The 23,033-nt window shown below is 59.5% G+C and carries 21 protein-coding genes and 1 pseudogene; 12 read left to right on the plus strand and 10 right to left on the minus strand.

Going from position 1 to position 23,033, the window contains the following annotated elements; translation table 11 throughout:
• Window positions 1–26: 26 nt before the first annotated feature.
• The gene (locus ACEN8Q_RS11495; RefSeq protein WP_413705204.1) at window positions 27–947 is read left to right on the plus strand and encodes a MurR/RpiR family transcriptional regulator; all 921 of its coding nucleotides are present in this window, start codon (window positions 27–29) and stop codon (window positions 945–947) included.
• Window positions 948–1,093: 146 nt separating this feature from the next.
• Window positions 1,094–2,209, plus strand: coding sequence for a Gfo/Idh/MocA family protein (locus tag ACEN8Q_RS11500; RefSeq protein WP_413421301.1), 1,116 nt, complete (start codon window positions 1,094–1,096; stop codon window positions 2,207–2,209).
• A 286-nt stretch (window positions 2,210–2,495) separates the two neighbouring features.
• Here the strand turns inward: ACEN8Q_RS11500 and ACEN8Q_RS11505 are convergent, their stop codons facing one another.
• From ACEN8Q_RS11505 to ACEN8Q_RS11520, 4 genes and pseudogenes are all read right to left on the minus strand, one after another.
• Complete coding sequence (locus tag ACEN8Q_RS11505; RefSeq protein ID WP_413705205.1) at window positions 2,496–2,690, minus strand: hypothetical protein; 195 nt, start codon at window positions 2,688–2,690, stop codon at window positions 2,496–2,498.
• The gene (locus tag ACEN8Q_RS11510; RefSeq protein WP_413705206.1) at window positions 2,606–3,382 is read right to left on the minus strand and encodes a metallophosphoesterase; all 777 of its coding nucleotides are present in this window, start codon (window positions 3,380–3,382) and stop codon (window positions 2,606–2,608) included. The genes ACEN8Q_RS11505 and ACEN8Q_RS11510 overlap by 85 nt, the downstream gene beginning before the upstream one ends.
• A 76-nt stretch (window positions 3,383–3,458) precedes the next feature.
• Window positions 3,459–3,641, minus strand: a pseudogene (locus ACEN8Q_RS11515) (hypothetical protein); the annotation flags it as partial.
• A 576-nt stretch (window positions 3,642–4,217) separates the two neighbouring features.
• Window positions 4,218–4,535, minus strand: a complete 318-nt coding sequence (locus tag ACEN8Q_RS11520; RefSeq protein WP_413421295.1) for a hypothetical protein — start codon at window positions 4,533–4,535, stop codon at window positions 4,218–4,220.
• A 272-nt stretch (window positions 4,536–4,807) separates the two neighbouring features.
• Between ACEN8Q_RS11520 and ACEN8Q_RS11525 the strand changes: the two genes are divergently transcribed.
• Window positions 4,808–5,164 (plus strand): hypothetical protein, encoded by a 357-nt coding sequence (locus tag ACEN8Q_RS11525; protein WP_085716578.1) that lies wholly within the window; start codon window positions 4,808–4,810, stop codon window positions 5,162–5,164.
• A 50-nt stretch (window positions 5,165–5,214) separates the two neighbouring features.
• Window positions 5,215–5,490 carry a hypothetical protein gene (locus ACEN8Q_RS11530; protein WP_413421291.1) on the plus strand — a complete coding sequence of 92 codons (276 nt, stop codon included), beginning with the start codon at window positions 5,215–5,217 and terminating at the stop codon, window positions 5,488–5,490.
• Window positions 5,491–5,494: 4 nt separating this feature from the next.
• Here ACEN8Q_RS11530 and ACEN8Q_RS11535 read toward each other — a convergent pair whose 3' ends face one another.
• Window positions 5,495–6,460: a LysR family transcriptional regulator gene (locus ACEN8Q_RS11535; protein ID WP_413705207.1), complete on the minus strand. Its 966-nt coding sequence runs from the start codon at window positions 6,458–6,460 to the stop codon at window positions 5,495–5,497.
• A 296-nt stretch (window positions 6,461–6,756) separates the two neighbouring features.
• Here ACEN8Q_RS11535 and argH point away from each other — a divergent pair, with 296 nt between their 5' ends.
• From argH to ACEN8Q_RS11575, 8 genes are all read left to right on the plus strand, one after another.
• Window positions 6,757–8,184 (plus strand): argininosuccinate lyase, encoded by a 1,428-nt coding sequence (argH, locus tag ACEN8Q_RS11540; protein WP_413421287.1) that lies wholly within the window; start codon window positions 6,757–6,759, stop codon window positions 8,182–8,184.
• Window positions 8,185–8,346: 162 nt separating this feature from the next.
• Window positions 8,347–9,225 carry an amino acid ABC transporter permease gene (locus tag ACEN8Q_RS11545; RefSeq protein ID WP_057396441.1) on the plus strand — a complete coding sequence of 293 codons (879 nt, stop codon included), beginning with the start codon at window positions 8,347–8,349 and terminating at the stop codon, window positions 9,223–9,225.
• Between the two features lie 10 nt (window positions 9,226–9,235).
• Entirely contained in the window at window positions 9,236–10,000 is a 765-nt protein-coding gene (locus tag ACEN8Q_RS11550; RefSeq protein WP_413421285.1) for an amino acid ABC transporter ATP-binding protein, read from the plus strand.
• 53 nt (window positions 10,001–10,053) lie between these two features.
• On the plus strand, window positions 10,054–10,878 hold the full coding sequence (locus ACEN8Q_RS11555; protein ID WP_413421283.1) for an ABC transporter substrate-binding protein: 825 nt from the start codon (window positions 10,054–10,056) through the stop codon (window positions 10,876–10,878).
• Between the two features lie 92 nt (window positions 10,879–10,970).
• Window positions 10,971–11,819 (plus strand): polysaccharide deacetylase family protein, encoded by an 849-nt coding sequence (locus ACEN8Q_RS11560; protein ID WP_413421281.1) that lies wholly within the window; start codon window positions 10,971–10,973, stop codon window positions 11,817–11,819.
• Window positions 11,812–12,699, plus strand: coding sequence for a polysaccharide deacetylase family protein (locus tag ACEN8Q_RS11565; RefSeq protein ID WP_413705208.1), 888 nt, complete (start codon window positions 11,812–11,814; stop codon window positions 12,697–12,699). Before ACEN8Q_RS11560 ends, ACEN8Q_RS11565 begins: the two co-directional genes overlap by 8 nt.
• Window positions 12,696–14,045 carry an MmgE/PrpD family protein gene (locus tag ACEN8Q_RS11570; protein ID WP_413705209.1) on the plus strand — a complete coding sequence of 450 codons (1,350 nt, stop codon included), beginning with the start codon at window positions 12,696–12,698 and terminating at the stop codon, window positions 14,043–14,045. Before ACEN8Q_RS11565 ends, ACEN8Q_RS11570 begins: the two co-directional genes overlap by 4 nt.
• 132 nt (window positions 14,046–14,177) lie before the next feature.
• Complete coding sequence (locus ACEN8Q_RS11575) at window positions 14,178–15,356, plus strand: MFS transporter (protein WP_413421275.1); 1,179 nt, start codon at window positions 14,178–14,180, stop codon at window positions 15,354–15,356.
• A gap of 107 nt (window positions 15,357–15,463) precedes the next feature.
• Here ACEN8Q_RS11575 and ACEN8Q_RS11580 read toward each other — a convergent pair whose 3' ends face one another.
• The 5 genes from ACEN8Q_RS11580 to treP form a co-directional block, all read right to left on the minus strand.
• Entirely contained in the window at window positions 15,464–15,760 is a 297-nt protein-coding gene (locus ACEN8Q_RS11580; protein WP_413421273.1) for a PTS glucose transporter subunit IIB, read from the minus strand.
• Between the two features lie 2 nt (window positions 15,761–15,762).
• Window positions 15,763–18,297 (minus strand): phosphoenolpyruvate--protein phosphotransferase, encoded by a 2,535-nt coding sequence (ptsP, locus tag ACEN8Q_RS11585; RefSeq protein ID WP_413705210.1) that lies wholly within the window; start codon window positions 18,295–18,297, stop codon window positions 15,763–15,765.
• Between the two features lie 61 nt (window positions 18,298–18,358).
• On the minus strand, window positions 18,359–19,582 hold the full coding sequence (locus ACEN8Q_RS11590; RefSeq protein WP_413421269.1) for a maltoporin: 1,224 nt from the start codon (window positions 19,580–19,582) through the stop codon (window positions 18,359–18,361).
• A 96-nt stretch (window positions 19,583–19,678) separates the two neighbouring features.
• Window positions 19,679–21,328, minus strand: coding sequence for an alpha,alpha-phosphotrehalase (gene treC, locus ACEN8Q_RS11595; protein ID WP_413421267.1), 1,650 nt, complete (start codon window positions 21,326–21,328; stop codon window positions 19,679–19,681).
• 41 nt (window positions 21,329–21,369) lie between these two features.
• Window positions 21,370–22,812 (minus strand): PTS system trehalose-specific EIIBC component, encoded by a 1,443-nt coding sequence (gene treP / locus ACEN8Q_RS11600; RefSeq protein ID WP_413421265.1) that lies wholly within the window; start codon window positions 22,810–22,812, stop codon window positions 21,370–21,372.
• Window positions 22,813–23,033 lie beyond the last annotated feature (221 nt).

A 23,033-nucleotide genomic window follows, 5' to 3' on the forward strand; every position in this document is an offset into this window, starting at 1 on the left:
CCAAGAACAAGCCAGAAGGATTCCCTATGTCCCGCACCGATCAGCCGGATTCGACCGAGAGCACGCCCGAGAGCGATCTTGCCAGCCCCCCGATCAATGCCGAGAGTCTGCTGCAGCTGATCACCCAGGAATACGAAAGCCTGCCGCGCCAACTCAAACGCATCGCCAGTTACATGAGCCAGCAAAGCGACCGGATCATGGTCGACCGCATCAGCGACATCGCCCGCGAGTGCGAAGTACACCCGTCGGCCATCGTGCGGTTTTCCCAACGTTTCGGCTTCAGCGGCTTCAGCGAAATGCAGGCGCTGTTCCGCGAGGCGTATACCCACAAAACCACCCCGGTGCAGAACTACCAGCAACGCATTCGCAGCATGATCGCCAACAAGTCGCAGAAAGCCAGCGGTGGCGATCTGGCGCGCGAGTGCATCAACGCGACCCTGTCGGGCATCGAACGACTGGGGCTGGAACTCGATGACCAGGCCTTCGACAAGGCAGTGGACCTGGTGGTCAATGCCGACAACATCTACGTGGTCGGTGTGCGCCGCTCGTTCGCGGTAGCCGATTACCTGGTCTACAACCTGCAACACACCAACAAGCGCATTCACCTGGTGTCGGGGCTCGGCGGCAGCTACCGCGAGCAAATGCGCAGCGTGCGCGCCAACGACCTGGTGATCGCCATCAGCTTCACGCCGTACGGCAAGGAAACCCAGCACTGCCTGCGCATCGCCCAGCATAATCAGGCGAAAACCCTGATCATCACCGACAGCAATCTCTCGCCCCTGGCCAAGCGCGCCAACACCCTGCTGCTGGTTAACGAAGGCAGCTCGTTTGCGTTTCGTTCATTGAGCGCGACCCTGTGCCTGTGCCAGGCGCTGTTTATCGCCGTGGCCTATCGACTGGAGTTGAAGGTCGACGAGATTCACGAGCAGGTCGGGTTCGAAGACTGACCGAGACACTGGCGTTACGGCTCCCCGCACAACTCACCGGCAGCGATTCAGCGATCTGCTGTAAATCTTTATTCTAAAAATTGATGTTAGGGAATATTTATTCTATAAGTTGGATCTCTGAAAACAAGAATTCAAAGGATCCTGTCATGCGCGAACTCGGAATCGGACTTATCGGCACGGGTTTCATGGGGCGTGCCCATGCCCTGGCCTTTCGCAACGTCAGTGCGGCATTCGAACTGCCCTTCACGCTTCGCCTCGCTGCCCTGGCTGACGCCGATCCCGTTCGTGCGCAAGCATGCGCCACTGCCTGGGGTTTTGAGCAGGCCTATGGCGACTGGCAGCAATTAATCGACGATCCCAAGGTCACCCTGATCGCCATTACCACGCCCAACCACCTGCACTACCCGATGGCCATGGCCGCAATTGCCGCTGGCAAGCCGGTGTACTGCGAAAAACCGCTGGCGGTGAACCTTGAACAGGCCAATGCCATGTACCTGGCGGCCAAGGATGCCGGCGTGGTCACCCGTGTCGGCTACAACTACCAGCACAACCCGATCATCGGCCTGGCGCGCGAGTTGATTCAGAGCGGTGAACTCGGCGAAATCATCAGCTTTCAAGGCGAATTCAGCGAAGACTTCATGGCCGATCCAGCGTCCCCCTGGTCGTGGCGCTGCGAGGCCGGACATGCCGGCGGGGCGCTGGCGGATCTGGGCAGTCACTTGCTCGCCATGGCGCGCCATCTGCTGGGTAATGTCGAAGCGGTGTGCGCCGATTCCCAGACTGTGCACCGCCTGCGCCCGGTCACGGCCGGTAGCCAGGAACAGCGCAGCATTGCTGTCGACGATCAGGCCCATGCCTTGCTGCGCTTCGCCAACGGTGCACGTGGCACCTTCAGCAGCAGTTGGCTCAAGCACGGCTACAAGAATCACCTGAGTTTCGAGATCAGTGGAACCCAAGGGACCCTGTCATTCGATCAGGAGCGTTTGAATGAGTTACGCCTGTGCCGTGTCGGCCAGGACGGTTTCCAGCGCTTACTGGCCGGGCCGAACCTGCCCGGATATGCCGCGTTCAGTCCGGCGCCGGGGCATCAACTGGGCTACAACGAGTTGAAAACGCTGGAAGTGCATGAGTTGATCATGGCCTTGGCCGGCCAAGGACAAGCCGGCACTGATTTCGAGCAAGCCCTGGAAGTGGAGCGACTGGCGACGGCGATTCGATTGGCGGCACGGGAACAGCGTTGGGTCAATATCAGCGAGATCTGATCGCCGATAAGGCTGCCGCCAATGGCAGTGGCAGGATGCGAAAGGTGCACTCGCAGCGTGTGCCTTTTGGTCTCTACCCTTGCAGGAGTTGTACAGGTCATTGTCGGGAATCAGGACGCAGCTGCCCTCGCAAGCATAACGCCCGAATGAAGCGTCCAAAATCATTAGGCCAGTTCAAAACCACAATATCGCTATATAGGGACAGGCTCCAAAAGCGACGACATATTCGAAGACGGGGCAGATGCGCCGTGGTTTGTGGTTCGTCGTGGAGAGTGGATTGAAAGGGTTAGGGATCGCGTATGTCTGGCGCCCACTGAAATAACAGCACCTCAATTATACTAATTAGCCACCACCCTACCAATTTTTCCTCAAGCGAAATGTACGCCTGCTCGCAAGTCACTCCCCGGGCTCTGGCTTGGTCAGCAATTGCAGCCAGGTCAAACGCTCGTTGGTCAGCGCGCTTGAACGCGTCGATAAGCACAGCGACGGCTGGAGGGTATGCAGATTCAGCAGGGTGAAGTGGCCGTCCATCCAGCCGCCGGTGTCGATGTGGTAGACGTTGCCGAGAACTGCTGGCTGGCGCACCGGTGTATGACCAACCACAACAGCCCTGACCCCGCTAACCACCTGGGAGCTTTCTTCAGAAATACGCTTCCTCGACCATTGGGCAATCGCTGCAACGTGAGCTGCTTCCACGGAGCTTCCCTGCTCGATCACCTGTACGAATTCATTCCAGTGGTCATAGGGGCAGTCGGCGTGGACGATCCCGATAAGGCCCGCTGGCGTCCACACTTCGATCACCAGTGGCAAGTCGGCCAACAGCTCGGAATACCAAGCTTGCTCAACAGACGAGCGCGCATAAAGCCAAGAACCACCGTTGATGAGGTGCATTACCTTCATGCGACCTTCAGGGTCTGCACGGTAGGCATCTACTGCCATCTGCTCATGATTTCCGCGCACGGCGTGAAACCATGGCTTGCCCAGCCAAGAGTCAACCTGCTCCGACTCCGGCCCGCGATCCACGAGATCGCCGACGCTGAAAAGCCGGTCAACATCAGGATTGAACTGAACTGCATCCAAGGCGGCTTGCAACCTGGAGAAGCAACCATGGATATCACCAACCGCAAAGTCCCGGCCGATTTCGTTGATTTTGAAGCGATCAATCCGGTTCATGCCGCCACCTCGCCCAGCAGATCGGTGAACACCACACCGCGCGCAGTGAAATCAGCCACGATGCGGTCCGTGTATTGATCTGCGTCATCTTGGCAACACGCTGGTAAAGGGCAAACCAGAGGGCATTCTGGTCGAGGATATGGTCCTTGCCCGGACGCAGAGAGACCACAGCGTACTTCTTATCCCGGAACATGGTGTTCAGCCTCGTGATAGCCTCAGCGAGCCTGGCTTGGCTGTTAACGCTGATTTTACCAGTCATTGCGCCGCCCTCTTCACTTCCAGTTCACTATGAGCAAACGCAAGCCCGACAACATGCGGGTACGGATCGAGCAGTCCTGCCGGGCGCTGCTCAGCAGCAACCACGTTGCGCCAGCACCGACGACAGACATGGCTGGGTCTACCGGCCCACGGAATTGAAGAGGCAGGCCATGGCCAAGAGTGGACAGGAACGATCGGCGAACGCTGCATAGAAGCGGATCGAGTACGACGAGAAGGAAATGTGGTGCGGATGTTTCGAAATGAAAGTTTGCGGGAGCTGCGCAGGGACCCGGGTGACGAGCACTTCGCGTCCTGAACGGTCATTCCTGCAATCAGTTACCTCGACTGAGCTGCAAGTTCCGGGTCGTGCATTCAGTGGTGCTAACAGTACCCATGAAAGCGTTCATCTTCACGGCGCACCTCTCGATATTCAAGCCATTACATCCATCGCTTGAGATGTTGGTGACTATGGGCCAGGGAGCCGCCACCCGCAGGTTTGATGCTCAAGTAGCTTTCCCCCTGACACCGTTCCCATGCCCGTTTCCAATGTCATCCAGGCGTGCATTCGCAGATACGATCACGACCCTATGTGCGAAAGTTCTTCGTCAATGGTTCGCTCTGCATTCTGCGCAGCGGTTGTCGCGAACTCGTAACAGACCCAGAAGTCCTGCTCCGTTACGGATGCAGATCCCTGCAAGTTCTCCAGGCAGCGCGTTAATGCATGCTTTATCAAGCCATCATTTAGAACATTACGGGCTGCCTCTTCACCTTCAACCGCTCGAATGGCAGCTTCGATTTCTTCGATCTGCTCAATCTTTGCCGCCAGCGCGACCTTGGCGAACTCATCTCGCTCGATGATTTTGCTCCAAGAGTGATCAACTATCAGCGTTTTCATTAGTAGTCCCCTGTCTTCCGGACTCATGAAGGGCCATCAAGCAATAGCCCAAAAACTCGAATCACGCCAGCCCGGTGGCGCTAGCCCAAGGCAAAGAGGTTCTGCCGTTCGGACCGCCCTGCGAAGGTTTCGATTTCACCGGCTGTGAATGCCCATGATCTGGTATCGATGGAGTGATCATCGGCCTCACCTTTTGTCGCAAGTCGATTGACTGACAGGGGCCTTGGGAGCTCAGTTATCAGCCGGCTAAACCTGATCAGAAGAGAAACACCATGTCTAAAATTACAGTGATATCCGGTGACTTTCTGGCAGGTGATGCCGAATTTCAATCTGGACGGTTCACTCTAAAATCCGCATTAAAACCTTCTCGCGAATTAACGATATCCATTTCAAAACTGGAAGCCCTGGAAACAGCAACCGAAGAGGTCGTTAACAAGAAAGGAAGCGTCATTCGATGGAGCCTGGCTGGAGCATTGCTTTTAGGGCCGATTGGACTGGTTGCGGGCTGGTTGCTATGTGATAAAGAAAGGGAAATAACCTTCTACGCAAAATTCAAGGATGGCCGCTCCCTTCTTGCTACAACTGATATCGACACTTACTCCAAAATCTCTGCCTCGCCCCTCAAGTAACACCACTCCCCCCCTTCAAAGTCAGCCGCTAACACGGCAAGGGCGAAGTCATGTCTGAAGAAACTGTTTTGATCCAGTCGCTGCCGGTCGAACCGGGCGCCGAGTCGATCCCGAGACTGAAAAGTGTTGCGGCGCCTGCTTGTGTGATGATGGATCCAGGCGAATATCACGCTCTTCACGGCACGGCATTGGGAACTCTACAAGCAGTATTGAGCGAACGTTTCGATAAAGACGATTTCGTGTTGCTGCACATTCTGAAACCTTATGCCAGGCCCAGTCATCCCCATTGGCCGCCAGTGTTCGTTAGTTGGTGTTCAACGTGGTGAACAATCAAACCGAGGCTTTTAAATCCACGCCCAGCGCCTGGGCAAATGCCTTCACCAAGGGGCTGCGCACAGTGTTATGGCGCAGGATCAGACTGAACGGCGTGACGATGTTGATCAGGTCCGGGCGCACCGCGCGAAACTCTCCCCGCGCCACCATCGGCGCGGCGTAATGCTGGGGCAGGAAACCCAGGAAACGACCAGTCTTGATCAGCAGCGCAACGGCCTCCACCTGGGTTGCCGAGGCGGAAAAGCTGTCGTAGTGGGCAAATTTCAATTTGTCGCGATGAATCGCGTAGCGATGGTTGATGCATTCGTAATCCTTGAGCACATTACTACCCATGTCCGCGTCCGCCATGGAGAACAGCGGGTGGCCGAGCGCGCAATAAACCTCCGAGCGTTCTTCGTATAGCGCGTAGTAATCGAACTCCTCGCGCTTTTGATAAACCGGCACAATCCCCGCAACTAACCGCCCCTCGACGACACCTCTTTCAACCTCATCAAGCTGCGTTGCCTGAAGTTGAAATCTAACCTTGGGAGACTGTTCGTTTATACGTCTAAGCGCGGCAACTAACGGCGAATTGGCGTCAGAGATGGTGTTATCAATAACCCCCACACCAAGATCACCGACAAGTTCGTTTTGCGCCGAACTAAGGCGGTCACGAAAGTTGTCGACCGAAGCAAATAAGTCTATTGACGCCTGATACACCAGACGCCCTTCTTCCGTCAGGTGAAAGCCCTCTCGCCCTCGCGTGCAAAGGCGCATGCCGATACGGATTTCCAGGTCGGAAATTTGTTTGCTGATGGCTGCCAGCCCCACATTCAGCTCATTTTGCGCGGCACTGAAGCCTCCAGCCTCGACCACGGCCTTGAACACTTTGAGCAATTTGAAGTCCAGCCCGCTGAGGGCTAACGGTGCCCGTTGCAGGGTTTTCGGCGGCGGGTTTCCGGAATTGGAAAGTGGGGTTTCCATAATGCTTATTTACCTCTGGCGCCCTATTCAACAATCTGTGCCCAACAACAAAAACATAGCTGGCCTAATAAATAATGAACACAGAAAACCAGGCTTGGCAACCGCCAATAAATCCCGAACATCAGTGCCAAACCACTGATCTCAAAATATTAAAAGCTGACACTTCGATCAGTTCTCGCTCCTTTGCAACTGCCCTCTTGAAAACTGCCCTGGCCTGATTTCGCTCGCTGACTTTGTAGCGACGTTGCGGCCCGGCATCCCCATTTCAGTTCGCGTTACCGACGAGGAAAACAACAATGTCTCAAACCACCGACCGTCTCTGGGGTGCTCGCTTCAAAAGCGGCCCGTCCGAAGCCTTGGCGGCCCTGTCCCGTTGCCCTGAGCGCTACTTCCGGCTCACCCCGTACGACCTCGCCGGCTCCAAGGCCCATGCCCGGGAACTGCAGCGCGCCGGACTGCTGAGCGAGCAAGAAACCCGGACCATGCTCGACGCCCTGGAACGTATCGGCGCTGACTTTCGCGCCGGCAGCATCGCCCCGACCCTGGACGACGAAGACGTCCACACCTTCATCGAGCGTCTGCTGACCGAACGCCTTGGCGCCCTCGGTGGCAAGCTGCGCGCCGGTCGTTCGCGCAACGACCAGACCGCCAACGACCTGCGTCTGTTTCTGCGCGATCACGTACGCACCCTGGCCGCCGAAGTGCTGGCCTTGCAACAGGCGCTGGTGGCTCAGGCCGAACAACACATTGAAACCATCTGCCCCGGCTTCACCCACCTGCAGCAGGCACAACCGATCGTGTTTGCTCATCACCTGCTGGCTCATTCGCAATCGATGCTGCGTGACGTGCAGCGCCTGGTGGACTGGGACGCTCGCACCTCGCTATCGCCACTTGGCGCAGCCGCGATGGCCGGGTCTGCCATCGCTCGCCTGCCGCAGCAATCGGCGAAAGAAATGGGTTACAGCGGTGTTTGCGAAAACTCCATCGACGCCGTGGCCAGCCGCGATCACGTCGCCGAGTTCCTGTTCATCGCCAGCATGCTCGGCATCAACATCTCGCGCCTCGCCGAAGAGTTCTGCCTGTGGTCGTCGCGGCAATTCCGCTGGGTCGCGCTGGACGACGCCTACGCCACCGGCAGCTCGATCATGCCGCAGAAAAAGAACCCGGACATCGCCGAACTGGCGCGGGGCAAGGCGGGTCGCCTGATCGGCAACCTGACCGGCCTGTTGTCCACCCTCAAATCCCTGCCGCTGTCCTACAACCGCGACTTGAGCGAAGACAAGAACGGCGTGCTCGACAGCGTCGACACCCTGCTGCTGGTGCTGCCGGCCATGGCTGGAATGGTCGCGACCATGAAGGTCAACGTCGAAGAGCTGCGTCGTCAGGCACCTATGGGGTTCACCCTCGCTACCGAAGTCGCCGACTGGCTGGCCGTACGCGGCGTGCCGTTCAAGGAAGCCCACGAAATCACCGGCGCGTTGGTCCAGGCTTGTGAGAAACACGACATCGAATTGTGGGAAGCCTCGCCGACACTGTTGGCCGAGATCGATCCACGCCTGACCCCGCAAGTGCGCGACAGCCTGACCCTCGAAGCCGCCATCGCCGCCCGCAGTGGCTGGGGTGGCACCGCGCCGCAACAGGTGCGCGAGCAGATCGGCCGTTTGAAAACCGCCCTCGCCGCCCAGCAAGCATGGACCGAGAACTATCAGGGCTTCCGCCTCTGAGCCAAAACACAAAACTCCTGTAGGAGCGAGCCTGCTCGCGATGGACCTGAGAGCGCCACGGGGTGTCAGGTTCCCAGCGTTATCGTTGGCGACCATCGCGAGCAAGCTCGCTCCTACAAGGGATAAGTGTTTGACCCGAATAAAGTGTACGGAGAAACAACCATGAGCCAGACACAGGCAGAGCGACTCCAGGCGGAGCGCAAACTGGCGGAAAACCAGTTTGATATCACCCAGTACGATCATGTACCGCGGCGTTACTACGGGCGGATTTTCTTTGCCACGGTGATCGTCATCGCGATCATTGGCCTGGTGCGCGCCTTCGCCGAAGGCAAGATCGAATGGTCGTATATCGGCCAGTTCCTCACCTCCCAGGCGATCATGTGGGGCTTGCTCAACACCATCGTCATGGCGGTGCTGGCGATGGCCCTGGGCATCGTGTTCGGGGTGATCACCGCGATCATGCGCATGTCGGCCAACCCGATCCTGCGCTATGTGGCGCTGACCTACACCTGGCTGTTTCGCGGTACGCCACTGATTCTGCAACTGCTGTTGTGGTTCAACCTGGCGCTGATCTTCCCCACCATCGGCATCCCCGGCCTGTTCGAAATGGACACCGTGAGCCTGATGACGCCGTTCGTGGCGGCCCTGCTCGGCTTGAGCATCAACCAGGGCGCCTACACCGCCGAAGTGGTGCGCGCCGGCCTGCTCTCGGTGGACACCGGGCAATACGAAGCCGCCAAGTCGATCGGCATGCCGCGCCTGCAGGCACTGCGCCGGATCATCCTGCCCCAGGCCATGCGCATCATCATTCCGCCGGTGGGCAACGAGTTCATCGGCATGGTGAAAATGACCTCGCTGGCGAGCGTCATCCAGTACTCGGAACTGCTCTACAACGCGCAGAACATCTACTACGCCAACGCCCGCGTGATGGAGCTGCTGATCGTCGCCGGTATCTGGTACCTGGCCACCGTCACCGTCCTGTCCTTCGGTCAAAGCCGTCTGGAGCGTCGTTTCGCCCGCGGCGCCGGCAAGCGTTCTTGAGGAATCCGACATGAGAAGCATCGTCAAGGCCGTGAGCCTGAACAAGTATTACGACCAGTTCCACGCACTCAAGGACATCAACATCGAAGTCGAGCAAGGCGAAGTGCTGTGCATCATCGGCCCGTCCGGTTCCGGCAAGAGCACCTTGCTGCGTTGCGTCAACCAGCTGGAAAAGATCGACAAGGGCGGCCTGTGGGTTGACGGCGAGCTGGTGGGTTACCGGATCGTCGGCAACAAGCTGCACGAACTCAACGAAACGCAGATCGCCCGCCAGCGCCTGTCCACCGGCATGGTGTTCCAGCGTTTCAACCTGTTCCCGCACATGACCGTGCTGCAAAACATCATCGAAGGGCCGTGCCAGGTGCTCAAGCGTTCGCCCAAAGAGGCGCACGAAGAAGCCGTGGAACTGCTCGCTCGCGTCGGCCTGGCCGACAAGCGCAACAGCTACCCGATCGAACTGTCGGGTGGTCAGCAACAACGCGTCGCCATTGCCCGTGCATTGGCCATGCGCCCCAAGCTGATGCTGTTCGATGAACCCACTTCGGCACTCGACCCGGAACTGGTCGGTGAGGTGCTGTCGGTAATGCGCGATCTGGCGCAGACCGGCATGACCATGATCGTCGTCACCCATGAGCTGGGCTTCGCTCGCGAGGTTTCCAACCGCATGGTGTTCATGGACGGCGGGCAGATCGTGGAGGCTGGAAGCCCCGAAGAAATACTAATAAGTCCGCAAAACCCTCGCACCCAAAGCTTCATTTCTGCCGTTCGAACCTAAGGGCCGTGCTTGGAAAACAAGAGCCGCCTCACAACACTCATAAGAGAACGACCATGAAGAACTTCGTTATTCCAGCAGTACTCGCCGGCGTTATGGCATCCGGCTTCACCTTCGCTGCCGAATTGCCGGCCAGCATCAAGGCCAAGGGCGAAATCGTCGTAGCGATCATGCCGAACTACCCGCCGATGGATTTCAAGGACCCGGCCACCAACACCCTCACCGGCCTGGACTATGACCTGGGCAATGCCCTGGCCGAACGTCTGGGGGTGAAGATCAAATGGCAGGAAACCGGCTTCGAACAAATGATCAACGCCCTGACCACCGACCGAGTGGACATGGTGCTGTCGGGCATGACCGACACCGCCGAACGTCAGGCCAGCGTGACCTTCGTCGACTACTTCACCAGCGGTCCGCAGTTCTACACCTTGCAGAAAAACAAGGACACCAACGAGATCGTCGACCTGTGCGGCAAGAAAGTCGGCACCAGCCGCCGTACCACCTTCCCGGCGGAAATCGCCGAGTGGAGCAAGGCCAACTGTGAAGCCGCCGGCAAGCCTGCGATCAATGTGATCGGCACCGAAGGCTCGGCCGATGCCCGTGCGCAACTGCGCCAGAGCCGCATCGACGCCGCCATGCAGGGCAGCGAAACCCTGCCCTACCTCAAGACCCAGGAAAAGGATATGTACAAAACCGTGGGCCTGCCGATCTCCGAGCAGTACACCGGGATGGGCGTGAGCAAGAAAAAACCTGAGCTCAGTGAAGCGGTGAAGGTTGCGCTGCAGAGCATGATCGACGACGGCAGCTACCAGGCGATCCTGAAGAAATGGGACCTGGAACTGGGTGCGATCAAGACTGTGACGGTTAACGCCGGGAAGTAAGTTTGCAGGGATAAATGCAATACCTGTGGGAGCGCCAGTGCGGCGCTCCCACAAGGTCTTGTGATTGTTTATGGATCACCGGAGCACTAACGATGTCCTCCTCACCCCAACCCACCTGGCCCGACCGGCACAAGGCCTGTCTGGCCCTGGCCTTCGACCTCGACGGCCCTACCGGCGATGCCATGCTCAATGGCTCGATCTGGCGCAAGCCCGAGTATTTCGGTTTCGGCGGTTACGGCCCGTACCGGGCGCTGCCGCGGATTCTCGATCTGCTCGACGAGTTCCATATACCGACGACCTTCTTCGTCCCGGCCTGGGTCGTGGAGAACTGGCCGAAACAGTGCCAGGCGATTGTCGAGCGTGGGCATGAGGTGGCTTATCACGGCTACAAACACGAATCCTTCTACGCCCTGACGCTGGAACAGCAAAAGGACGTGATGAAGCTGTCCCGCGAGGTGTTCTGGAAGCACCTGCACATCCGCGCCGAAGGTTTCCGCACGCCGTCCGGCGACTGGCGGGCCGAAACCCCGGCGATGCTGGTGGAGGCCGGCGTGACTTACTCCAGCAGCATGCGCGGCGATGACCGGCCTTACCTGGTCAATGTGCCGGGCCATGCCACGCCGCTGGTGGAAATCCCCGGCCGCTGGGAAATGGACGACTACGCCTCCATCGCCTACACACGGGCCCCGGACTTCCCGTCCGGGCTGGACCGCACCGCCAGCTACGCCCTGACCCTGGACAACTGGTGCCGTGAATACGACGGCGCCATGGATGAAGGGCTGTGCCTGACCACCCTGTTCCACCCCAAGATCACCGGCAAGCCTGGGCGCATCCTGCTGCTGGAAAAACTCTTTGAACACATGCGCCGACGCGACGACGTGTGGTTCGCCACCTGCCGCGATGTCGCCCAGTGGTGGCTGAAGGAGCATCACCATGGCTGATTCCACTGTCTGGCCCAAGGGCTATCGCTGCGCGGTAGTGCTGACCGTCGACTACAACGACATCCACGGCATCCTCACTCAGGCCCCGCAAGTTGCCGGGCGTGACAAGACCCTGTCGGTCTGGCGCTACGGCACCCAACGCGGGGTCGAGCGTTTGCTCGCGTTGTTCAAGGAGCTCGGAGTGTCCAGCAGCTGGTTCGTACCCGGTATCGTCGCCGAGGAAAACCCCGAGCATATTCGTGCGATCCAAGCGGGCGGGCATGAGATTGCCTGCGCCGGGTATCACCATCAGAACTACGACACCCTCGACCTCGCCGCGCAGAGCGCTGACATTGCCAAGGGTTGTGAGGCGTTGACGACGCTGACCGGTCAGCGTCCCACTGGTTTCCGCATCCCCGCCGGTAACGGTGCACCCGGCTTCATCGAGGCGTTGAGGGATCAAGGAATTCGCTGGTCGTCATCTTGGCGTGGTGATGACTTGCCCTTCGCTCACCCGACCGCACCCGACGTGATCGAGTTGCCCCTGCATTACGAGCTGGAAGACGAACCCTATTTCGCCTTCAACCTCAGCCCGGCGGTGCCTCCGGCGCAATCGCGGATCGCATCCTACAGCCACACCCTGGGCAACCTGCAAATGGACTTCGCCGGGTTTCATCGCTTCGGCCTGTGCTACGTGCTGCGCCTGCACCCGGAGATCATCGCCACGCCGGGACGGATTGGTGTGTTGCGTGAATTGCTTGAGGGAATTTTGCAGCACGATGACGTGTGGATCGCCACAGGTAGCGAGGTCGCCCAGTGGTGGGAGCAGTCGGCTGCGCCAGTGACCGAGGATCATCCGGCGTCAGTGTATGAGCGGCACTATCGGGATTATCGGTCATGACCGAACGCATGCAACGACTGGCGCAATTTTGCGTGGATACGCGGTTCGAGGACCTGCCGACCGCACTGGTGGAACAAGCCAAGCGTCATATCCTCGATACTTTCGGCGCGACCCTCGCCGGGGCAGACAGCGAAGTCGCGAAAACGGCAAGGCAGGTATTCGAAGACGAAACGGGCGACACCCTGGTCTGGGGTACTCGCCAGCGGGTCGGCGCCGCTCAGGCCGCCATGCTCAACGGCATCGCCGCCCATGCCCTGGAACTGGACGACACCGGTGGCTGCGACCACTCCGGCGCCGTAGTGCTGCCGGCGGTCATGGCGGCGGTGTCGATGACCGGGCAACCGGTGAGCGGCCACGAGTTCATCACGGCCGTGGTGATCGGTTACGAAGTCGGGCGCCGGGTGCTCGAAGCCTGCGGCGGCTACTCAGCCCATAACGGCGCTGGCTGGCACTCCACGGCGACCTGCGGAGTGTTCGGCGCGGCAGCCGCCAGTGCCCGGATCTTTCGATTGAATGCCGGGCAAACCTTGTCGGCACTGGGCATCGCCGGCAGCTTCAGCGGTGGCTTGTGGGCTTTCATCCACGACGGTTCACAAAGTAAAAAACTGCACAGTGGCCGGGCCGCCGAAGGGGGGTTGCTGGCGGCGCGGTTTGCGCAGCAGGGCATCAGTGGTCCAACCAGGTTGTTCGAGGATGTCTGGGGCGGCTTTTTGCAGACACTTGCCGCCGCCACCTCAACCCCCGAAGCACTGGATGCCGACCTCGGCACCGTATGGAAACTTGCCCGCTGCTCGATCAAGCCCTACGCCTCGTGTCGCGGCACGCATTCGGCCATCGATGCGTTGGGGCTTTTGCTCGACCAATTGAATGTGCCAGTCGATCAGGTCGAAGACATACAGGTTTCGCTGTGCGGTTTTCTCCAGGACATGTGTGGCGGCCAGGATGTCGGCACCCTCGCGGCGGCGCAGATGAGCCTGGCGTATGCACTGGCGGCACGGCTGGTACATGGCCATTGTCGATTGCAGGCCTATGACGATGAGGCGCGCAACGATCCACGCATTGTCCAGTGGATGTCACGCATTCGCCTTGAAGTGGACCCGCAACTGTCAGAGGACGGCGAGCCCGTGGTGACACTGCGGACCGTGGACGGTCGGCAAGCGAGCCTGTGCGTTGAAGTGCCGTTGGGCGCGCCGGGTAATCCGCTGAGTGATGTGGCGCTGGAGGAGAAGTTTTTCAGTTTGGCGATGCGGGTCATGTCCCGGGAGCGGGTTGAGGAACTGCTCGGGCAGTTGTGGCGGATTGAAGAACTGGAATCGGTTCGTACTCTGGATCGGTGGCTGACTTGATGTTTGTGCCATCCGCAAGGGCCTCATCGCGGGCAAGCCCGCTCCTACAGGTACGAGCCGACTTGCCCGCGATGGCAGCGACGCGATATTGCGGCGAACACCAACAATCTGAATAAGGACATTTGCCCCACCGTGGTTACTTACTCGCTCGTTATCCGCCGCTTGATGATCGTTTCACTGACCATCGTGGTCAGCCGCGCCATTACCAGCCCCTTGCTCACGCTGTTCCTGAGCAACAAGCTGGGCCTCAACCAACAGGACGTTGGCTTGCTGCTCGGTATCGCGGTGTTCATCGCCACCCTGCTCGCGCTTTACGGCGGCTACATCATCGACCGCCTGGAAAAGCGCCGGCTGCTGATCCTGGCGATGCTCTCCAGCGCTATCGGCTTCGTGCTGCTGACCTTTGCCGAAAACCTCTACCTGACCACCGCCACCCTGGTGATCACCGAGACCGCGTCAGCGCTGTTCCTCATCGGCTCCAAAGCGATCCTCAGCGAAAACCTGCCCATGGGCCAGCGGGCCAAGGCGTTTTCCTTGCGCTACACGCTGACCAACATCGGCTATGCCACAGGTCCCATGCTCGGCGTGGTGATTGCCGGGGTCTATCCGGTTGCACCGTTCCTGATTGCCGGTGGCATCGCGTTCTTCAGCATCTTCCTGATGACAGGCATTCCCAGGGATTCGGCGCAGGCACCCGCCATCGGGCAACCCCAGAGTTTCCTGAAAACCCTGGTCACCCTGAAAAACGACCGCACCCTGATCATGTTCACTTGCGGCTGCCTGCTCAGCACCGTGGTGCACGGGCGTTACACCCTCTACTTGTCCCAATACCTGCTGGTGACCCACGATTCCAAACGCGCCCTGGAGATCATGGCCGCCCTGCTCGCCTGCAACGCCATCAGCGTGATCCTGCTGCAGTACCAGATCGGCCGGTTCCTCAATCGCGAAAAGTTGCGCTACTGGATTGCCGCAGGCACCAGCCTGTTCATCCTTGGCCTGATCGGTTTCAGCCTGGCCGACAGCATGCTGAGCTGGTGCGTGGCGATGTTCATCTTCACCCTCGGTGAAATGATCATTTACCCGGCCGAATTCCTCTTCGTCGACACCCTGGCCCCGGAAGAGCTGCGCGGCAGTTACTACGGCGCCCAGAACCTGGCAGCCCTCGGTGGTGCCCTGAGCCCGGTGATTTGCGGCTTTCTATTGATGCACACCCCCGCGCCCACGATGTTCTATGCCTTGAGCGCACTGACCGCGATGGGTGGGTTCCTGTGCTTCATGAGCGGTCGTCGGGTGGCTAAAGTGCAAAAATAAGGCACTGAAACTGCATTGACATGGACCTTTCAGTTTCAGGAATGCCAGTCGCCCTGGCCGTTGGCGCAGGCGTTGACCCGCGCGTCGAGAGCGACCGGCGCCGCCAGTCAGCCCCAACTTGGGCGCCGGGTCAATACATGCACCACGCCATCCGCCAGCACCATCACCCCCGGCACACCCGCCGCACGCAAGGCCTGTTCGTCCAGTCGGGTTACATCACGCAACTGGACCCGCACTCGCGTTATCGCAATGCGCTGTTGCGACGCCAGGTTTTCCAGCCCACCCAGCGCGCAGACCACACTCGACGGCAGCTCCGTAGAAGGCAGGGCAGCTACCTTCGGCTCATCCACCAGCAGATCCGGGGTCAATGCCCTCCAGAACGCCCGTTGCATTTTCTCGAACATGTTCAGTTCTCCAACACCTGTGAAGTTTCGACCATCGCCTGCTGCTGCGAAGACAAGGCCTCGCGGACCTGCTCAGCGCTCTCCAGCCCGAGTATCCGATGCGCGACAGCCTGACAGTCGCTGAGTTCGACCTCGCGAATCGCGGCCTTGATCGCCGGAATCAGCGGCACGCTGACCGACAGTTCATCCACCCCAAGCCCCAGCAACAGCGGCACCGCCAGAGTCTCCGAAGCCAGCGCGCCACACACCCCGACCCACTTGCCGTGGGCATGGGCGGCCTTCACGGTGCCGGCGATAAGACGCAGTACCGAGGGGTGAAAACTGTCGGCCTGGCTGGCCAGGCGTGGGTGATCGCGGTCCATGGCCAGGGTGTATTGGGTCAGGTCGTTGGTGCCAATGGAGAAGAAGTCCACCTCGGGGGCAAACAGGTCCGCCATCAATGCCGCGGACGGGACTTCGATCATGATGCCCAGTTTCGGCAGCGCCTTGAGCCCGAGCGCCAGCGCCTCTTCTTCCAGCATCTGCCGCGCCAGACGCAGCTCCGACAACTGGCTGACCATAGGCAGCATGATGTGCAGACGGGCCAGACCGGCGCTGCTCAGAATTGCCCGGAACTGCTCGCGCAACAGTTGCGGACGCTCCAGGCACAAGCGAATTCCGCGCATGCCCAGAAACGGATTGGCCTCGCTGTCCATTGGCACGTAGGCCAGCGGTTTGTCGCCGCCCACATCCAGTGTGCGCACCACCAGATTGCGCTCTGGCCCAAGGGCCCGGGCAATGGCGCTGTAAGTGACCGCTTGCTCGTTATGGCTGGGCGCGTTGTTGCGCTCCAGATAAAGAAACTCCGAACGCAGCAGACCGACACCCTCGCCGCCCAGCATCATCGCCTGTTCGACCTCCAGCAGCGAGGCAACGTTGGCTGTCACCTCGAAGTGATGGCCGTCACGGGTACAGGCCGCCAGCGAAGCCTGCTCGAGTTCGCGCTGATGCCGTTGCCGTTGCTGCTGACGTTTGGCGTACAGCTGTTCGATGGCCGACAGATCAGGGTCCAGGTGCAACTCGCCCTTGTCCGCATCAAGCAGCACTCGGGTTCCGCTGGCCAGCGACAGCACCTGCGCCGGTAAACCACACACCGCCGGCAAACCCAAGGCCTGGGCCAGTATCGCTACATGGCTGGTCGCACCTCCGCCCACCGTGGCGAAACCCAACACTTTGCCGCTATCCAGGGCAGCGGTCTGCGACGGTGTCAGTTGTTCGGCAATCAAAATCGCCTGATCCGGCAACTCCCAGACACCGTCCGGCACCCCGAGAATCAGCTTGAGCACACGCTGGCCGACATCCATCAGGTCCAACGCCCGCTCGGCCAACAACGTGTTGCCCAGTGACTTGAACAGCGTAGCGGTGGCTTGAGTGGCACTGTTCCAGGCAAACGCCGCACTCTTGCCCTCGGCAATCAGGGCCTGGGCTTGCTCCAGCAGACTCGGGTCCTCCAGTAACTCCTGATGAGCCTTGAAGATATCCCCCTGCGCCTTGCCTTCGGCGTTGTCGCGCAAGTGTTGCAGCGCCTGCGTCGCGTGTGCCAGCGCACGCTCCAGCGACTCGCGCTCCCCGCGTTGATCCGCGGCAAACTCAGGCACCTCCAGGGTGCTCTCAACCACCTGCACCACCTGCCCAAAGGCCGAACCCGCCGAAGCACAGACACCGCGCAACAACTTCGTCGACACATCCTGCACCTGAACCACTGGCGCGACGACCTCCACCGCCGTCACGGCCTCACCGCAGCCATCGGCCAGCAGTTGGGCCAACGTGCTGATTGCCAGTTCGGCATCTTCGCCCACCGCACTGACCTGCAGTGCATCGCCGTGAACCGTCTGCAACGCCATGATCGCCACCAGGGACTTGGCGTTGGCACTGTCCTGCTGCTTGTGCAGGCAAATGCTTGCCGCAAAACCTTTCGCCGCCTGCGCAAAAATCGCCGCCGGCCGCGCGTGCAGGCCATTGGGGTTGGGCAGGTGAACCGGTTTGGAGAACAGCGCTTCGCCCTCCTCCTGCGCAACGCTGGAACGCGGATCGCCCAGGCTCAGGCGCAACACGGGCTGTGCACAGGCCACCAGGCCGTTGTCAGGTGCCAGCAGGCTGAAGGGCTCGCCACTGACCACCAGCATCAAGGTCAACAGGCTGCGGGCATGCAGGGCTACATAGTCGGCATCGAACTCGATCAACGGCTGTCCGGCCTCGACACGCTGGCCCTGCCCGACCAAGGCATTGAACCCCTTACCCGCCAGGTTCACGGTGTCCAGACCAATGTGCAGCAGCACCTGTACGCCGCTGTCGTCGGTGATGCTGATCGCATGGCCACTGTGTTGAAGGTTGCTGACCACGCCGGCCAACGGCGCGCAAAGGGTCTGCGAGGTCGGATCGATGCACAGGCCGTCGCCGATCACCCGGCTGGCGAACACCGGATCCGGCACGTGCTCAAGTGGCACCAGCACCCCGGACAGCGGCGCCAGCAATTGCAATGGTTGGGTTATGGTCATGACTTCACCTGCGGTTTTATTCTTTGAAGTGCCGATGGAGCGCGAGCTCCGACAGCATCGCTTATTTCCACCAGTACTCGACTTGCAATCCGACGTTCGCACCATGCAGCGCCGTGCCGAACGCGCCGGTATCGGACAACGCTGAACCTTGCGCCAGTTCATTGGCCGCACGCTTGGCCGCTTCGTTCCAGCTGGCATAGGTGTAGTACAAACGCACCTCGGGACGTTCCCAGAACCCCGGGCCGTTTGGCGACCAGGTCGGGGCAAAGGTGAACTTGCTCAACTTGCGCGTCCCCCCCGGGGCCTCGACCTGATCGTGTCCCAGCTCAGTCACCAGCTTGAATTGATCGGTGATCGCGTAAGCCGGGCGAACGCCCAGGGAAATCCAGTTCTGGGCGTTACCGTCCGGGCGGATGTCCTTCTGATAGACCGCTTCGACCTGACCACCAAAACGCGGTGTCACTTGCCAGTCGAAAAACTCCACCAGCCGGTAGCTCTTGTTGCTGTCGTCCAGGCCCACATCGCCGGTGTAACCCAACCCGGTACCAGGCCCTTCGCCGTATTGCAGCGCCAGTTTGTTCTTGCCGCCAAGGAAGTTTTTCTGCACATGCTGGGCGGTGATTGCCCAACCTGCGTGCGCATCGTTGCGGTCAGGCTTTTCGATGTAACTCAGGCCAAACTCCAGTTCACCGCCGGGGTTGGTCTGAAAACCCGCGACGTTGAAATCCTGCCGGGTGACATAATCCTTCTGGTACAGGTTGTCCTTGCGCGAAAAGGCGTAGCTGTATTTCAGGTCGCCGATCTTCACATCCTCGATACCACCACCCGTGGCGCTCTGGTTCCAGTAGTAGAAGTCGGAAATATGGATGTCGTTTCGTTTGTAGTAACGCCGACCGGCCCACAACGAACCACCATTGAGACTCGGCAAGTTCGACCATTGTGCGTACATCTGTGGCATGCGCACCGAGCCGTTATCACCGTTGAACGTCAGGTCTTTATCGTACTGGTTATACAACGAAGCCATGCCGTCGACGCTCAGCACAGAGCCATCGTCCAGGGTGAACAAGTCCTGACGCAACTCCAGTTCGGCGTACTGCTCACATTCGTTGCCCAAGCGGTATTTCGACTGGGCACCCGGCAGTTGAAAACACTGTTGAGAACCGCTGTTGACCGAAGTCCCGACGCCGCTACGCAAGTAACCGGCGAACTCCAAAGCCTGTGCCGGGAACGGCAACACCAGACACACGCACGATGCCGCAAGGCTGCGATTAATTGTTGTTTTCAAGAGCCACCCCATTATTTTTATTGTGCTCATCCGGTAAAACCTGCGCGCAGGAAGCCCCCGCGCAGTGCTCTGCGAGTTGTTTGAAGATCGTTTTGTTTAGTTATCGGTGAGGTGCAGAACAAACGACTCGTACGGCCGCAGGAATAGTTGCCGACTACGCGTATCACAATCCGGGTAGTTGCTGATCACCAGGCGTTGCAACATGCCGTCGGTAATTACCCGTTCCGGCAACTCGACTTCACACGCCGTGCCATAGAAGTTGTTCACCACCAGCAGATGCTCGCCTTCGCCTTCGCGCAGGTACACCCAGACCTGCGGGTGCGTGGGCAAGAGCTGGCGATACACGCCGTCCTGAATCAGCGGTTCGCTGCGGCGCAGGGCAATCAACCGGCGATAGTGGTGCAGCACCGAAGTCGTGTCGTCGAGTTGGTTTTCGACGTTGATCTGCATGGCGTTGGCCGGCACGCCGATCCAGGGTTCGGCACGGCTGAATCCGGCATTGGCTTGCGTGCTCCAGTGCATCGGGGTGCGACTGTTGTCGCGGGATTTCTGCATGATCGCGCTCATGCTCGTCGCCTCGGACTCCCCGGCATTGCGCTTGAGCCGGAAGATGTTCAGCGTCTCGACATCGCGGTACTGCTCGATGCTCTCAAAGCCCGGGTTGGTCATGCCCAACTCTTCACCCTGATAGATGAACGGCGTGCCCTGAAGAAAATGCAGCGCGGTGCCAAGCATCTTCGCCGATACCACACGGTGTTCGCCGTCATCGCCAAACCGCGAAACCACTCGCGGCTGATCGTGGTTACACCAGAACAATGCATTCCAGCCGCCACCGGCCTGCATGCCGGTCTGCCAGTCGGAAAGGATGCGCTTGAGTTCGAGGAAGTCGAAGGCAGCGCGAACCCACTTCTGCAGGTTCGGGTAATCAACTTTCAGGTGATGAAAGTTGAAGGTCATCGACAGCTCTTTCGAGTCCGGCCGCGAGTAACGAATGCAATGTTCCAGGCTGGTGGAAGACATCTCGCCGACGTTGATCAGGTCATGGCCTTCGAAGACTTCGCGGTGCATTTCCTGCAAGTAGTCGTGCACGTTCGGGCCGTCGGTGTAGAAACGCCGGCCATCGGTGCTGTCCTCGGGAAAATCTGCTGGCTTGGAGATCAGGTTGATCACGTCCAGGCGGAAACCGCCCACGCCCTTGTCACGCCAGAAGCGCATCATGTTGAAGACTTCGGCGCGCACCTTGGGGTTGTCCCAGTTCAGGTCGGCCTGAGTGTGGTCGAACAAATGCAGGTAATACTGACCGGTCTGGGCTTCGTACTCCCAGGCCGAACCGCCGAACTTGGATTCCCAGTTATTCGGCTCGTCGCGCCAGATGTAGAAGTCACGGTAAGGGTTATCGAGGCTGCTGCGGGCCTGCTGGAACCAGGTGTGTTCGATCGAAGTGTGGTTGACCACGATGTCGAGCATCAGCTTGATCCCGCGCTTGCCGGCCTCGGCGATCAGCAATTCGCAGTCGGCCATGGTTCCGTAGCTCGGGTCGATGGCGTAGTAATCGCTGATGTCATAACCGTTGTCACGCTGGGGCGAACGCAGGAACGGCGTGATCCACAGGCAATCGACACCCAGCCAGTGCAGGTAATCGAGCTTGGCTACCACACCGAGCAAATCCCCCGTGGGGTTGCCGGCGTGGCTGTGAAAACTCTTCGGGTAGATCTGGTAGATCACCGAACGCTGCCAGTCTTGCATGGCGGATTCCTTTTTGAATATGTACTGACGAATGCGATCTGTCAGGCGACCCGATACCCAGGCCGGACAATTTTCATGCTCAGCCCGCAGGTCAGAACGAACGGCACGACCATGGCAATCACCATCCCGACCACGAACATCGGAATGAACTGCGGGATGATCGAGATGAAACCGGGCAAGCCACCGACACCGATCGCCGAGGCCTGGACCTTGTTCAGCGACAGGAACATGCAGCCCAGCGCCGAGCCGATCAACGCTGCGTAGAACGGAAACTTGTAGCGCAGATTGACGCCGAACATGGCCGGTTCGGTGATGCCGAAATAGGCGGAAATCGCTGAGGTCGAGGCCATGCTTTTATCCCGCGCACTGCGGGTCATGTAGAACACCCCGAGTGCCGCGCTGCCTTGTGCGAGGTTGGACATGACGATCATCGGCCAGATGAAGGTGCCGCCCTGAGTGGAAATAAGCTGCAAGTCGACCGCAAGAAACATGTGGTGCATGCCGGTAATCACCAGCGGCGCATACAGCAGACCGAAAATCGCCCCGCCGACCATCGGCGCCAGGTCAAACAAGGTCACCACGCCTTCGGTGATCAGAATCCCCAGGTGACGGGTCACCGGACCGATCACGGCCAGCGCCAACACCCCGGTCACGACGATCGTGGTAATCGGCACCACCAGCAGTTGAATGGCATTGGGTACCCGCGCCCGCAGCCATTTTTCAATGACGCTCATGACGTAGGCGGCCAGCAGGATCGGCAGAATCTGGCCTTGGTAGCCGACCTTCTCGATCTTGAACCAGCCAAGAATATCGAAGTACGGCAGGCTCTGGCCGTCCAGCCCGGCCACTGCCTTGCCGTAGTTCCAGGCGTTGAGCAGGTCCGGGTGAACCAGCATCAGACCCAGCACGATGCCAAGGATTTCACTGCCGCCAAAACGCTTGGCCGCCGACCAGCCGACCAGCGCCGGGAGGAACACGAACGAGGTGTTGGCCATCAGATTGATCAAGCTCCAGACACCGTCCAGCGTCGGGTAGGCCTCAAGCAGAGTCTTGCCGGCAATGAACATGCCTTTGGCGCCGATCAGGTTGTTCACCCCCATCAGCAGGCCGGCAATGATCAGCGCCGGCAGAATCGGCATGAACACATCGGAGAACACCCGCACCAGCCGCTGCATGGCATTGGTTTTATCGGCGCCCTTCTGTTTCACGTCGGCGATGGTCGACGCCGCAAGCCCTGTCTGCGCGCGCAGCGCGGCGTAAACCTTCTCGACCTCGCCGGGACCGATGACCACCTGAAACAGGCCGCCCGTGAAAAACGAGCCTTTGACCAAATCGATCTGATTCAGCGTCGTACTGTCGACCCGCTGCGGGTCTTTGAGGGCCAGGCGCAGGCGCGTGACGCAATGTGCGGCCTGCTCAAGGTTGTCGGCACCACCGAGGCTATGAAGCAGCTCGCTGGCGATCGTCGCGTAATCATGGCTCATGCTTTTCATCCACTGTGTTTTTTTGTTGTTTGGCAGCACACCGAAGCGAAAAATACTCGTCTGTACGAGTTAAAGCAACAACTCGTACAGACGAGTTTGGATTTATTTATCAATAACCCGCCCAGCGGTAATATTTCCGACAGCCACGACCGCCCCGCCATTCGTGCAATAGACAAACCCTCACGCGTTCCCTAAGGTTCCTGCCTTGAGCACAACGCAGC

This window comes from Pseudomonas sp. Pseusp16, from assembly GCF_047324915.1.
Classification (GTDB): Bacteria; Pseudomonadota; Gammaproteobacteria; order Pseudomonadales; family Pseudomonadaceae; genus Aquipseudomonas; species Aquipseudomonas fluorescens_CD.

What these genes read in the sequence shown, in the direction of transcription:
- ACEN8Q_RS11545 (WP_057396441.1), top strand. Translation starts at nt 8,347, where the DNA reads ATGAGCCAGACACAGGCAGAGCGACTCCAGGCGGAGCGCAAACTGGCG.
- ACEN8Q_RS11510 (WP_413705206.1), bottom strand. Translation starts at nt 3,382, where the DNA reads ATGAACCGGATTGATCGCTTCAAAATCAACGAAATCGGCCGGGACTTT.
- ACEN8Q_RS11525 (WP_085716578.1), top strand. Translation starts at nt 4,808, where the DNA reads ATGTCTAAAATTACAGTGATATCCGGTGACTTTCTGGCAGGTGATGCC.
- ACEN8Q_RS11570 (WP_413705209.1), top strand. Translation starts at nt 12,696, where the DNA reads ATGACCGAACGCATGCAACGACTGGCGCAATTTTGCGTGGATACGCGG.
- ACEN8Q_RS11530 (WP_413421291.1), top strand. Translation starts at nt 5,215, where the DNA reads ATGTCTGAAGAAACTGTTTTGATCCAGTCGCTGCCGGTCGAACCGGGC.
- ACEN8Q_RS11580 (WP_413421273.1), bottom strand. Translation starts at nt 15,760, where the DNA reads ATGTTCGAGAAAATGCAACGGGCGTTCTGGAGGGCATTGACCCCGGAT.
- ACEN8Q_RS11565 (WP_413705208.1), top strand. Translation starts at nt 11,812, where the DNA reads ATGGCTGATTCCACTGTCTGGCCCAAGGGCTATCGCTGCGCGGTAGTG.
- ACEN8Q_RS11535 (WP_413705207.1), bottom strand. Translation starts at nt 6,460, where the DNA reads ATGGAAACCCCACTTTCCAATTCCGGAAACCCGCCGCCGAAAACCCTG.
- ACEN8Q_RS11550 (WP_413421285.1), top strand. Translation starts at nt 9,236, where the DNA reads ATGAGAAGCATCGTCAAGGCCGTGAGCCTGAACAAGTATTACGACCAG.
- ACEN8Q_RS11520 (WP_413421295.1), bottom strand. Translation starts at nt 4,535, where the DNA reads ATGAAAACGCTGATAGTTGATCACTCTTGGAGCAAAATCATCGAGCGA.
- argH (WP_413421287.1), top strand. Translation starts at nt 6,757, where the DNA reads ATGTCTCAAACCACCGACCGTCTCTGGGGTGCTCGCTTCAAAAGCGGC.
- ACEN8Q_RS11495 (WP_413705204.1), top strand. Translation starts at nt 27, where the DNA reads ATGTCCCGCACCGATCAGCCGGATTCGACCGAGAGCACGCCCGAGAGC.
- ACEN8Q_RS11555 (WP_413421283.1), top strand. Translation starts at nt 10,054, where the DNA reads ATGAAGAACTTCGTTATTCCAGCAGTACTCGCCGGCGTTATGGCATCC.
- ptsP (WP_413705210.1), bottom strand. Translation starts at nt 18,297, where the DNA reads ATGACCATAACCCAACCATTGCAATTGCTGGCGCCGCTGTCCGGGGTG.
- ACEN8Q_RS11500 (WP_413421301.1), top strand. Translation starts at nt 1,094, where the DNA reads ATGCGCGAACTCGGAATCGGACTTATCGGCACGGGTTTCATGGGGCGT.
- ACEN8Q_RS11560 (WP_413421281.1), top strand. Translation starts at nt 10,971, where the DNA reads ATGTCCTCCTCACCCCAACCCACCTGGCCCGACCGGCACAAGGCCTGT.
- treP (WP_413421265.1), bottom strand. Translation starts at nt 22,812, where the DNA reads ATGAGCCATGATTACGCGACGATCGCCAGCGAGCTGCTTCATAGCCTC.
- treC (WP_413421267.1), bottom strand. Translation starts at nt 21,328, where the DNA reads ATGCAAGACTGGCAGCGTTCGGTGATCTACCAGATCTACCCGAAGAGT.